This is a genomic window from Paraburkholderia sp. GAS41 (assembly GCF_050436545.1).
GTDB lineage: Bacteria > Pseudomonadota > Gammaproteobacteria > Burkholderiales > Burkholderiaceae > Paraburkholderia.
Genome location: NZ_JBNDMK010000002.1, coordinates 607,039 through 619,972, shown reverse-complemented (window position 1 = coordinate 619,972; position 12,934 = coordinate 607,039). Strand labels below are relative to the sequence as shown.

The 12,934-nt window shown below is 61.0% G+C and carries 9 protein-coding genes; 6 read left to right on the top strand and 3 right to left on the bottom strand.

The annotated features are described in order from the left end of the window. The first annotated feature begins 47 nt into the window (after positions 1–47). The 3 genes from P3T43_RS05995 (at position 48) to P3T43_RS05985 (ending at position 5,180) form a co-directional block, all read left to right on the top strand. Entirely contained in the window at positions 48–1,268 is a 1,221-nt protein-coding gene (locus P3T43_RS05995) for an efflux RND transporter periplasmic adaptor subunit (RefSeq protein WP_429280119.1), read from the top strand. Positions 1,269–1,278: 10 nt separating this feature from the next. Next, on the top strand, positions 1,279–4,521 hold the full coding sequence (locus P3T43_RS05990) for an efflux RND transporter permease subunit (RefSeq protein ID WP_429280118.1): 3,243 nt from the start codon (positions 1,279–1,281) through the stop codon (positions 4,519–4,521). Positions 4,522–4,694: 173 nt separating this feature from the next. Further along, the gene (locus tag P3T43_RS05985) at positions 4,695–5,180 is read left to right on the top strand and encodes a hypothetical protein (protein ID WP_429280117.1); all 486 of its coding nucleotides are present in this window, start codon (positions 4,695–4,697) and stop codon (positions 5,178–5,180) included. Between the two features lie 65 nt (positions 5,181–5,245). Here P3T43_RS05985 and P3T43_RS05980 read toward each other — a convergent pair whose 3' ends face one another. Further along, the gene (locus P3T43_RS05980) at positions 5,246–6,175 is read right to left on the bottom strand and encodes a LysR substrate-binding domain-containing protein (protein ID WP_429280116.1); all 930 of its coding nucleotides are present in this window, start codon (positions 6,173–6,175) and stop codon (positions 5,246–5,248) included. Positions 6,176–6,498: 323 nt separating this feature from the next. Between P3T43_RS05980 and P3T43_RS05975 the strand changes: the two genes are divergently transcribed. Further along, positions 6,499–7,833, top strand: coding sequence for a leucine-rich repeat-containing protein kinase family protein (locus P3T43_RS05975; protein ID WP_429280115.1), 1,335 nt, complete (start codon positions 6,499–6,501; stop codon positions 7,831–7,833). 229 nt (positions 7,834–8,062) lie between these two features. On the opposite strand, the gene P3T43_RS05970 is transcribed toward P3T43_RS05975, so the two are convergent. Then, the gene (locus P3T43_RS05970) at positions 8,063–8,314 is read right to left on the bottom strand and encodes a hypothetical protein (protein WP_429280114.1); all 252 of its coding nucleotides are present in this window, start codon (positions 8,312–8,314) and stop codon (positions 8,063–8,065) included. A gap of 192 nt (positions 8,315–8,506) precedes the next feature. Next, positions 8,507–9,451, bottom strand: coding sequence for a LysR family transcriptional regulator (locus P3T43_RS05965; protein ID WP_429280113.1), 945 nt, complete (start codon positions 9,449–9,451; stop codon positions 8,507–8,509). A gap of 206 nt (positions 9,452–9,657) precedes the next feature. Here P3T43_RS05965 and P3T43_RS05960 point away from each other — a divergent pair, with 206 nt between their 5' ends. Together P3T43_RS05960 and P3T43_RS05955 are read left to right on the top strand one after the other, a co-directional pair. After that, positions 9,658–11,301: an acyl-CoA synthetase gene (locus tag P3T43_RS05960; RefSeq protein WP_429280112.1), complete on the top strand. Its 1,644-nt coding sequence runs from the start codon at positions 9,658–9,660 to the stop codon at positions 11,299–11,301. Between the two features lie 169 nt (positions 11,302–11,470). Beyond that, positions 11,471–12,514 (top strand): glycosyltransferase family 9 protein, encoded by a 1,044-nt coding sequence (locus P3T43_RS05955; protein WP_429280111.1) that lies wholly within the window; start codon positions 11,471–11,473, stop codon positions 12,512–12,514. Positions 12,515–12,934: the final 420 nt, after the last annotated feature.

The window sequence follows — 12,934 nt, the reverse complement described above, 5'->3', positions numbered from 1 at the left end:
GAATGCTCCCTTCTCCTCTTCCTTCATTCTTGCAGGCTCTCTTCCCCATGAAGTCACTGCTCCTTCGCACCTCTCTCACGTCCATCGGCGTCATCGCGCTGTTCGGCTGCGCAAAGAGCGATCCGCCAGCGGCTCCGCCGCCGCCGCAGGTCGGCGTGCTGGACGCGCAGCCGCAGAACGTTCCGCTTACCCGTAGCCTCGTCGGACGCCTGTCCGCCTATTACAGTGCGAACGTCACCGCCCGCGTCTCAGGCGTACTGCTGAGACGTCTCTATACGGAGGGCAGCGAGGTGAAGGCGGGTCAGGTGCTGTTCGAGATCGATCCGACCTGGTACCAGACGGTGCTGAACAACGACCTCGCGACACTCGCACAAGATCAGGCCACCTACACGAACGATCACGTGACGGCCGAGCGCTATCACAAGCTGCTTCCGGTCGGCTCGGTGTCGCAGCAGACCGTCGACGATGCCGACGCGGTCGAGCGTAGCGCGGCAGCGAAAGTTCAGGCGGATAAGGCCGCGGTCGACGGCGTGCGCGTGAATCTCAGCTATACGAAGGTAAGCTCGCCGATCACCGGCATTGCGGGCCAGCAGCAGGTGACGGCAGGCGCGGTGGTCGGCAACGGCACGACCGACGCGGGCTCCATCGGAACCCTGCTCACAACGGTTGAACAGATCGATCCGCTGTACGTGAACTTCACGATCAGCGCTGCGGACCTGATTGCGCTGCGCAAGGCTCAGCGGACCGGAAAGGTCGCGTTGGCGAGCCAGGACAAGACCACGGTTCAGGTCCTGCTGCCCGATGGCTCACCCTACGATCAACCCGGCACGCTCGACTTCTCCGATGTTGCGGTGAACGCCACCACCGGTGCGGTCAATCTGCGCGCGCGCGTGCCGAACCCGCAGCATCAGTTGTTGCCGGGTATGTATGTGTCGCTCGATGTCGATCTCGGTCAGCGCAACGGCGTGTTCGCGATCCCGCAGCAGGCCATCGCGCGCGACACCGCCGGTTCGTATGCGTTGGTCGTCGGTCAGGACGGCAAGGTGATCCGCAAGGACGTCGACGCCAACGACAGTTATGCGCAGGACTGGATCGTCACAAAGGGACTCTCGCCTGGCGACCGCGTCATCGTGTGGGGCATGCCGGCGGTTCATGAAGGTCTGCTTGTCAAAGTGACTCCCGCTGCCGTTCCCAACGAGGCCACGAGACTGTCGCAGGCCGGCACCGCCCGCCCATCATCCAGCCCGCTAGCCGGCAACAGGTCGTAGGAGTCAGCGCATGCCCCGTTTCTTTATCGACAGGCCCGTTTTTGCGTGGGTGATTCCGATCCTGATCTGCCTGTTTGGTGTGATCTCGCTCACGCGTCTCGGGATCGACTCGTATCCTGACATCGCACCGCCGCAGGTCACGATCACCGCGACTTATCCCGGCGCGAATGCAGCCACGATGGAATCGACCGTCACGCAGGTGATCGAGCAACAGCTCACCGGCATCGACAATCTGCTGTACTTCAACTCGGTGTCGAACTCGAACGGCACGGCGACGATCACGCTGAGCTTCGCAACAGGAACGAATCCCGACATCGCGGAAGTGCAGGTGCAGAACAAGGTCGCCCTGGCGCAACCGCTGCTGCCATCCGAGGTCACCCAGGAAGGCGTGGTGGTCGCAAAGGCGAGTCCCGATATCCTGATGTTCGTCGGGCTGGAATCAACCAATCCGTCTGTCGACACCGCGCGCCTCTCCGACATCATCGCCTCGCAGGTCCAGCCGGTGATCGGTCGCGTCAATGGCGTCGGCAACACGTTCATACTTGGTTCGGAGTACGCAGTACGTATCTGGCTCGACCCGGACAAGTTGCAGGGCTACGGCATGTCGACCTCGCAGGTTCTGAACGCCATCAAGGCGCAGAACGCCGAGTTCGCGACCGGCTCGCTCGGCGCGGACCCGCCCGTCAAGGGCCAGGTTTTCACGGCAACGGTTTCCGGCGACACACTATTCACGTCGATCCAGCAGTTTCACGACATCATCCTGCGTACGAGCAACGACGGCAGCGTGGTGCGTCTGGGCGACGTCGCGCGGATCGACTTCGGTGCGCAAAGCTACGGCACGGGTGCGAGATATAACGGCCAACCCGCCAGCGGCCTTGGCGTATTCCTGCTGCCGGGCGCGAACGCGCTCGATGTCGGCAAGGCCGTCAAGGAGAAGATGGACGTCCTCCAGCGCGACTTCCCGCAGGGCGTGACGTGGCATGTGATGTACGACACGACGCCGTTCATCACCGCGTCCATCACGGACATCGTGCATACGCTGATCGCGGCGATTGCCGTCGTGTTCGTCGTGATGCTGATCTTCCTGCAGAACCTCCGCGCCACCATCATTCCGACGCTGGTGATTCCGGTCGCACTGCTCGGCACGATGATCGGCTTGTCGGCGCTGCACTTCACGCTGAATCAGCTCGACCTGTTCGGCATGGTGCTGGCAATCGGGATCGTCGTCGACGATGCGATCGTCGTCATCGAGAACGTCGAACGCATCATGCGCGAGGAAGGGTTGAGCCCGAAACAGGCAACCCGCAAGGCCATGCGCCAGATTTCCGGCGCGATCATCGCGATCACGGTCGTGCTCGCTGCGGTGTTCGTGCCATCTGCGCTGCAACCGGGCGCGACCGGCATCATCTATTCGCAGTTCGCGCTGACGATCGCGGTATCGATGGTGTTTTCAGCGTTTCTCGCGCTGTCGTTCACTCCGGCGCTGTGTGCCTCGCTTTTGAAGCCCTCGCATCACGCCAGCGAAAACGTCGTGTTCCGCTGGTTCAATCGCGGCTTCGACCGGATCGGCGACAGCTACGTCGGTCAGGTTCGGCATGCCGTGCGGCGCGTGCCTCGCTGGATGGCCGTGTTCGTCGCGCTCGCGGCGCTCGCCGGGGTGCTGTATTCGCATCTGCCGACGTCGTTCGTGCCGGACGAGGATCAGGGCTTCATGCTCGCGATCGTCAACATGCCCTCGGGTACCGCCCTCGCACGTACCGATGCGGTCATGACGAAGGTCACCGACACGCTCACGCATAGTCCGCTCGGCAAGAACATTGCCGGCACGTTTGCGGTCGAAGGTTATAGCTTCGTCGGGCAGAGCGAGAACGTCGGGATGATCTTCATCAAGCTCACCGACTGGAGCAAACGCTCGCAGAGTGCGATGCAACTGATCCCGCAGGCGAACAAGCTGCTGCACGGCATTCACGACGCGCAGATCTTCGTGACCAACCTGCCGACGATCCGCGGCCTGAGCCAGTTCTCCGGCGTCGACATGTACCTGCAGGCACGCGCGGGACAACCGCGCGACCAGCTCGCGCGGGCGCAGGCAACGCTGCTCACGCAAGCAACTCACGATCCGAGGCTGTTCGGCATCCGTCCGAACTCGCTGCCGCAGGCGTCCCAGCTCAAGCTGGCCGTCGATCGCTTGCAGGCGCAAACCATGGGCCTGTCTCTGACCGACGTGTACAACACGATTCAAATGGACCTCGCTCCGGTCTACGTGAACGAATTTACGTACGGCGGCCGCGTCAAACGTGTGTTCATGCAGGCTGACGCGCCGTACCGCATGGGACTCGACGCGCTACAGCACATGTACACCCCGAGCGGCCTGACGAGCAAGGCTGCCGATAGCAGCGTCATGGACGTCTCAACTGCGGGCGCGCCGAATCCGGTGGTCCCGTCCGCGAGTAACGGCGCGATTAGTCCGTACAACATGGTGCCGCTCTCCAGCGTCGTAAAAGCGAAGTGGAATCTCGGCCCCCAGGCGCTGCCGCGCTACAACGGCTACTCGGCGGTGGAAATCGTCGGCGCACCAGCGGCTGGAAACTCGACGGGTCAGGCGATGCAGATCCTGCAAAACATCGTCGACAAGTTGCCCGCGGGCTACGCATCCGACTGGACCGGACAGTCCTATCAGGAAGTCCTCGCCGGCAACTCGGCCAGTGTATTGATGGTGCTGTCGATCGTGGTCGTGTTCCTCTGCCTCGCGGCGTTGTATGAAAGCTGGTCGGTGCCGGTCGCGGTGTTGCTGGCGGTGCCGCTCGGCCTGCTCGGGATGGCCGCTTTCTGTTACGTGTTCCATATGCCGAACGACATCTATTTCAAGATTGGCATGGTCACGGTGATCGGGCTGGCGGCGAAGAACGCGATCCTGATCGTCGAGTTCGCGATTGACGGGGGGGCCCAGGGCATGACGCTGTTCGATGCGGTCATAAGCGCAGCTCAGTTGCGGTTCCGGCCCATCCTGATGACGTCGCTTGCATTCATCGTCGGCGCCGTGCCACTCGTGACATCGAGCGGTGCGGGTGCCTCGTCACGCCACGAAATCGGCACCGGCGTGATCGGCGGAATGGTGTTCGCGACCATCTTCGGACTCCTGCTGATACCGGTGTTCTACGTCACCGTTCGACGCCTGCTGGGCGACAAGCTCGACGAGGTTGCGCGCAAGCGCGTCGATCCGGACGACGCTGAACCGCAGATCAGTGCCTGATTGGGATTTGAAGCTGGATTGTGCTTGCGACCAGCCTTGCGGCTGGCTGCTACCTTTTCATCAACCTTGCCGATGTACTGCAGACATTGGGCACGGCATGCGGCGTATGGCTCGGCACCCTGATGCTGACCAGCACGTCGTGTGGACACATTGCCGGAATCGGAATGCCAGGCATGAATTCGTTTCACCGCGGCGACTGGTTGCAACTTGCCCAGGCAGGCGGCGGAATGCTCGCCATCGCGGCCGCCGCGCTCGTCCCTTTCGTCCACGGACTATTCCTCGAACGACGGCGACGTCGCGCACAGATGCGGATCGTTCTGGCAGTCTGCGCTCGCATGTCCCGACGGCTCGATGACTTGAAGACGGCGTTTGAGTCCCGCGACATTTTGCCGGGTTATATGGATTATGGCGCCGACCGCGAGTGGGACCAGACCCGTCAGACTCTGGCTGCGTTTCCCGTCTGGGATCTGACTGACCACGCGATTGCAGTCCACATCGGGCATCTTCGATCCGCTGCGGAGCACGGCCACGGTATCGCCAAACGATACGCCGCCGGGCGAGACGCACACGCTCCGACATACGAGGCGCTGGTCGAACGCGTGCTCGCCTGCAAGGTCGTCGTGAGCCGCGCCGAGATCGAACTTCGCGCGCGTCTCTGAAGCATGCGGCGGTTGGACAGACGTGGAATTTCGCTTGTGAAGCGAAGCGGACAGGATCCCCTCAGCTAAAACAACAGATCGTCCCAGTAAGGAGGCGACCCGATCGCCTCGACCAGGAAAGCCGATACTTCGCGCACCTTATGAGATCGCAAGCGGTTCTCCGGCGAGAGCATTTGAATATATAAGTCTTCCGCAGACGCCGAGATATCCCAGTCCGGCAGCAGGCTCAACAGCTTCCCTTCTTTGAAGCTCGTCGGCGCGAACAGCCAGCTCGGGAATAGCACAATTCCACGCCCTGCCACAGCGGCCGCCACCAGGACCTCCGCATTATTGCTTCGCAATGAACCGCTGACATCCAGAAACTCAAAGTTTTCCTTCGAGGAACGCCTGAAATACCATCGTTGCGATCCTTGTTGCCCCTTGTACAGCAGGCAATTGTGCTGCATAAGATCGGCCGGAGTCTGCGGTGTGCCATGCAATGCCACATATTCGGGGCTCGCGGCGAGAAGGTATCGGTGAGCACTCACGACTTTTCCGATCAACCCCGAATCGACTAGTCGTCCTACACGAATCGTCACATCGGTACCTTCCTGGACAGGGTCGGTGAAGGCATCGGTAAGCGTGAGTTCTACTGTCAGGTCTGGATATTTGGCCTGCAGTTCGTTGACCAGTCTGGCGACATGAAGCATGCCCAGCGCTTCCGGCGCATTGATCTTTACGAGTCCACGGATACCGGCGTCCCGGTTGCTCAACTGGTCTGCCGCGCCATCCAGAAGTTCGACTGCCTCACGCACTTGCGAATAGTAGCGCGGCCCCTGCTCAGTGAGCCTGACCGCACGCGTGCTCCGATAAAACGGCTGCTGTCCCAGCTCTTTCTCCAGCGCGGCAATGAATCGCGATACGGATGAGGCGGGCACCTCGAAGTGCCGGGCAGTGGCGAGAAAACTGCCGGTTGTCGAGACCATTAAAAAATAGCGTAAAGCCTGGAGGTTCATGGCTGCTCTCTGGCGACGGGGCGCTCCATGCGCTGGAAATGCGTCAAACGCACAACCGACGTATCCATGGCACCGAGCGGATCCGCACGGGTTCCCGGGCGCGGGACTCTCTGGCAGCTGCCAGCACACGACACGTCAAACCCGCTTGAAAATGCTGTTTAGACAAAAATGATTCATCCTGTCAGCCAATTGTTGCAGATATCGCATCTGCATGCCACGAAACGGGACAGCTTCCGGTCGCCGGCCATCGTGTTTTGACATGCCGGTAGAATCGAGCCTGACAAAATCAATCGGGCAGCACGCGCCGCGCTCGCCTCATCACTGTGACCACCACCCTCGATCAACTGCTTGCCGGGCAACTAGCCGGTACGCAGCGCCTGAAGCTCGCCTGCGGGCTCAACGAATTTCCGCGCGAGATTTTCGCTCTGGCAGACACGCTGGAAATTCTCGATCTTTCCGGCAACGCGCTTTCCTCGTTGCCGGACGACTTGCCGCGCCTGCACAAGCTGCGCATCCTGTTCTGTTCCGACAACCAATTCACCGAGCTGCCCAAAGTCCTCGGGCATTGCAAGACATTGAACATGGTGGGCTTCAAGGCGAACCGGATCCGCACGGTGCCCGGTGAATCGCTTCCCGCCGCGCTTCGCTGGCTCATCCTGACCGACAACGAAATCGAAGCCCTCCCGCCCGAAATCGGCCACTGCACGCAACTCCAGAAACTGATGCTAGCGGGCAACCGTCTGCAGACGTTGCCCGCGCGATTGGCTGCGTGTACGCGTCTCGAACTGATCCGGCTCGCGGCGAATCGACTCACTGAACTCCCCGCGTGGTTGCTGGCATTGCCTCGGCTTTCATGGCTCGCGTACGCGGGTAATCCATTTACCGCGGAGCTGGAAGCCGCGGCGTTGAACGAAACACCCATCGAGGAGATGCACTGGGACGAGCTGGAACTGCATCATCGACTTGGCGAGGGTGCCTCGGGTGTCATCCACCGCGCAGCGCATCGTATTCCTAACGAAATCGATCGCCATGTCGCCGTGAAGCTGTTCAAGGGCGATGTCACGAGCGACGGCTTGCCGCACTCTGAAATGGCCGCCTGCATCAATGCAGGCGGCCATCCGAATTTGATCCCGGTGCTCGGCAAGGTGAAGGATCATCCTGCAGACAGCCACGGTCTGGTGATGGAGTTGATCGATCCGCAATTCACCAATCTGGCGGGTCCACCGAGTCTGGATTCGTGCACGCGAGACATTTACAGCGAAGACACGCGCTTCGATCTCGCCGCAGCGCTGCGTATCGCGCTCGGCATCGCCTCGGCCGCCGGGCATTTGCATGAGCAAGGCATCATGCACGGCGACCTGTACGCCCACAATATTCTGCATTGCGGACAGGGCCACGCCTTGCTGGGGGATTTCGGTGCGGCATCCTTCTACGCGCCGGATGACCCGACACAGGCACGGTTGCTTCAGCGCATTGAGGTGCGGGCGTTCGGTTGCCTGCTCGAAGAGTTGATCGCGCGATGCGATGCGCCGGAATGGCCGTCTATCACGTTGGCCCGGTTAGGGGAACTCAAAAGTGCCTGTCTGAGCGAGGCGGCGGCGGGGCGACCGTCGTTCACGGAGATTGTGGAGACGTTGGCCTCATTGACGGCTCATTGACGGCTTATTAACAAGTACTAGCCGCATCCTGACGGCGCGTGAGCCGACCCGGCGCTGATTGCCGACATACGAATCCGGTCTGGCGCAGCGCAACGTTTTTTAATTGCCGCAGTGCGTCAACCGGAGGCGTTTGGACCGTCCAGGCGCAGATTGGCAACAAAGGTTGGAATCGTTCGCCATACAGAATAACTACATCCGGCCCCGATAAGGAGCCGGATTAAACATGACATTAATCGCGCGCAACCACCTGATCATTGACGCGTGCCTCGCCTGAAACGAGACAGCTCGAGAGGAAATTCTGGCCTTGTCCGCTGGAGGCCGCTTCCGAGAAGCCCTTGCCCATCGCTCCGACGCGGACCATTTCCGCCCCTTTTTCGCAGGATATGGAGCCCTCTTCCCCAGCCTGGGCATGGGTTAATGCGCGGCCCGCGGTTAAATACGCAAGGAGCATTAGTACAGCAATATTAAATACGCGTCTCATGGATTGCCTCCTCTGACGAGAAGACTAGCGCGAACCATGCTCAGACGGTGTTAGGGCTTTCCCGATTAGGGCGACAATGCAGCGCTTAAGTCAATAAAGGACGCCGCTCTTTACCGATTGCGGGTTTTCCCTTTATGTAAATGCCGTACACTCATGCTGCATAGCAGTAAATGCGTCGCAGCAAACGCTCTGTTAGTACAGCAGATTGCTCGTCACAACAGCGTCCACGTTTTCGTGATTTAGCGTGGCAGGCAGTTCATCGCGCAGGAATTCAATCCAGGTGCGAATCTTCGCGTCCAGATACTGGCGCGACGCATACAACGCAAACGCGTTTGTATGCTGTGATGTGTACTCCGGAAGAATGTGAACCAGTTCGCCGCTGCGCAGGCCGCTCGCCGCAGAATAAAAAGGCAGTAACCCGACACCCATGCCCTCACCGACTGCAACCGCCAATGCCTCCGCGACATTGACGCAAAACTTCGCTGTGCCAGGCGCAAACGTCTCCGGGCCGCACGGCCCCTGAAACACCCACTCGTGCGCCGGAAAGATCGGCGTCACCGTTCGCAGACAGGTGTGGGCGGCCAGGTCCGCGGGCGTTCCCGGCACGCCGTAGCGCTCAAGGTACGCCGGCGAAGCACAGGCAATACTGAACGTGCTGCCGAGGCGCTGCGAAATCAGCCCCGAATCAGGCAATTTCGTGGCGAGTACAAGCGCGACGTCATAGCCCTCGTCGATCAGATCCGGCTCGCGCTGCGCGAGCGTCAGTTCCACCTTCACATCCGGATAGCGTTGCTGATAGCGCCCCACAACGGGCACCACGCAATGCTGGCCGATACCTGTCATGGCGTGGACCTTGAGCTTGCCGGACGGACGTGCCTGAGCATCGCTCGCCTCAGCTTCGGCCGCGTCGACACACGCGAGAATGTCTTCGCAGCGACGCAGATAACGCTCACCCGCTTCGGTGAGTGCAATGCGACGCGTCGTGCGATTCAGCAGGCGCGTTTGCAGGCGCGCTTCGAGATCGGAGACCGCGCGGGACGCATAAGCCGTGGTGGTGTTGAGGTGCAGCGCTGCACCGGTGAAACTGCCCACTTCGACCACGCGAACGAGCACCCGCATTTTTTGTAGCGTATCCATACGATCCTTCAAAAACCCGCTGGGATTGTTGCATGAATAACCCGCGTGATTTTCTCGAATCCCGTAAAGATGCATTGCAGTCCTTGAGTTTTTGCGGCGCTCGCTCCAGCAACTTGACTCACCTCTATAGCTGCGCTCTACTCGAGTCCGGTCACGCGTCAGCAGGCGCGCAATGCAGCGGTTGTCATGGATACGAGGAGGAAGCAATGCTTCCAGCAGCACAGACGTATGACGCGTTGGTAGCAAGCTTTGCATGGCAAATTCCCGAGCAATACAACATCGGCGTGGACGTGTGCGACAAATGGGCTGACGGCTCGGGCCGCCTCGCATTGATCTACGAGCAGCGGGACGGCAGCGCCACACGCTATAGCTTCGACGATCTCAAGGCCCGCTCCAATCAATTCGCCAATGCGTTACGACGCAGTGGCGTCGTGCAGGGCGACCGCGTGGCGATTTTCCTGCCGCAATCGCCCGAAACTGCCATTGCGCATCTGGCCGCCTACAAGGCCGGTTGCATCGCGGTGCCCCTGTTCGCGCTATTTGGCGTCGATGCCATCCAGTACCGGCTTGCCGACAGTGCCTCGGCAGCACTCATTACCGACGCAGCAGGTCTGCAGAAACTCGCTGAAATCCGTCACACCTTGCCCGAACTGAAAGCGGTGTATTGCGTCGATTCAGTGAGCCCCGCTGCAACGAACGACGTGCACGCCTTCTGGAACGCGCTCAACGCAGAGTCCGAGGCGTTCACGCCCGTCGACACCTCATCGGAAGACTCCGCCGTCATCATTTACACCTCCGGCACGACCGGCAAGCCGAAAGGCGCGCTGCACGCGCAACGCGTCCTGCTTGGGCATCTGCCCGGCGTAGAGCTGTCGCAGGCCCGCTTTCCCGCCCAGGCCACGCTGATCTGGACGCCGGCGGACTGGGCGTGGATTGGCGGCCTCTTCGATGTCCTGCTACCGGCGTGGCATCACGGCGTAACCGTACTTGCGCGCCGCTTCGATAAATTCGACGGTGAAGCGGCGTTCGACCTGATGGCACGTCACGAGGTCACGCACACCTTCTTGCCGCCTACCGCCCTCAAGATGATGCGCACCGTGGCACACCCGGAGCGCTGGAAGCTATCGTTGCGCGCGGTGGCAAGCGGCGGCGAATCACTCGGCGAGGAGTTGATCGCGTGGGGACGCGCCGCGCTCGGTGTCACCATCAACGAGTTCTACGGGCAAACCGAATGCAACGTGGTGGTGTCGTCGTGTGCGTCGCTGTTTCCCCCGCGTGTCGGCGCCATCGGCAAAGCGGTGCCGGGACACGACGTGGCGATCGTCGACGAACAAGGACACCCCGTGCCGACCGACGCGATCGGCAACATTGCGATTGCCAGTCCCGACCCGGTGATGTTCCTCGGCTACTGGCGCAACGAGGCCGCGACGCGTGACAAATTTCGCGGCCGTTATCTGCTCACCGGCGATCTGGGCCAGCGCGACGACGAAGGCTTCATTCGCTTCGTCGGCCGCGACGACGACGTGATTACCAGCGCCGGATATCGGATCGGTCCGGCCTCGATCGAAGACTGCCTGCTTCAGCATCCTGCCGTCTGCATGGCCGCGGTGATTGGTGCGCCCGATGCCCAGCGCACCGAGATCGTGCTGGCGTTCGTCGTGCTGAATGCCGGGTTCATGCCTGGCGACGATCTGGTGCGGGAGATTCAGCAGCACGTCAAGACGCGTCTCGCCGCGCACGAGTATCCGCGCGAAATACGCTTTGTCGATAGCCTGCCAATGACGGCGACCGGCAAGGTGATGCGTAAGGAACTGCGCGCGAGTCTCAGTACTGACTCTCGCCAGACGTGAACGCTTCAACAAAGGCGCTGCCGGCCTTGCACCAGGTCGTCACGCACTGACTGCGACTATCGCCGCGAACAGGCATAATTCGCGTGCCGCGCGCCTCGGTACGCAATGTGCCGAATGCGCGCAACGAAGCCGGTCAATCCGACTCGACACAACCAACGGACCCCTCGAAGTGCAAAGCCTACGTGCAGACGAAGCGCTCACCCATCCCGGATCCCTGCTCACCTCCGACGGTCACATCGTCGCGCCCTACGATCTCGAGCAGTGCGATGCCGAGATCGGCGAGCATGTCGCGCTCGCGAGCCAGTTCGGCATCCTCAACGCAGCGGCCCACTCCTTCGAACTCGACTACTCGAAGCTCGCCGTCGTTCACGTGATCAATGGTATGGGCGTGACGCTCGGCGATTCGGTCATTGGCCTGACCGCGCTGGCCGCGATTCGGCACGCCTATCCGCAGGTGCGTTTCGTGATTTACCGGCCTGAACTCGCACCGCACTACGTCAAGCAGTTCTACGCATTGGCCGCAGACAAGGTCGCGCAAATACGTGCATTACCTTGGCCACTCGCCGATATTCCATCTGACGAGTTGCGCATCGACATGGGCAACCACCTGTTCTGGCCAGGCTTCACGTCGTTGCCGATGATCGACTTTTTTCTTGCTTCGTTAGGCGTGCCGCCTGGGAGCATCGCATCCACGGACAAAGCCAACCGCTGGCTCCAGACGCTGGAATTGCCATGTTTGCCCGAACCCTGGCGGGACCAGCCGTATGTGCTGTTCTGCCCGACCGCCAGCACGCCTATCCGCAGCATTCCCCATGTGGTTCGCGCCGCGCTGGTGAACCGTCTGTTCGAACATTTCGGCCTACCTGTGCTGGGTTTTGGCTCGATTGAGCACCCGCATTACATCGACGTGACGGCCACCTCGACGAGCACCGCCCACTTTCTTGCGTGGATCCGGCATGCACGTTACGTGCTGACTTCCGACACCGCGGCCGTGCATATCGCCGCCGGTTTCGACGTGCCCACCACCGGATTTTTTACGACGATTGCACCTGAACTGCGGGTCCGGGACTATCCGCATTGCCAGGCTGTTACATTGGATCTACCCGGCTTGCACAACGTACAGGCTAGCGAACGCGAGCAGGACATGGCGCGATTAAACGCGGCGTATGAATCGGTCGTAAGCGGCGAGCTGCCTTTTGCGCTGCGCCGCTAACCGGGGTTAGGCACGCCGAATGCTGGATAGCGGGTGTACTGCAACCATCATTCGGAGGAGAACTATCATGCCTTATCTTCTTGGCTGGTTACTCGGTGTGCCGCTCATTGTCCTCGTCATCCTTTATCTGATCTTTCATTGACGTGGCGTCGCAAGACGCGCAGCGCCTCGCTGTATTCGCCGGCACCCGCGTGGCCGCCGCAATCGCGTGCCGTCCCATTCGCCGTTGCATTCTCTCCGGGCGCGACGGCGACTTCGCGCGTTAACTGTTTCATTCCATGTCGCCGAATCCAGCACCGCGCCAGCGCCACCCCAGCGCCGCGCCGCTCCGGTGCGCGCCGCATCAGGCGGTTCATCAGCAAACCTACACGCCAGACTCCACCGCGACATACGGTGACATGATTCTGAAATTGCCTTCCC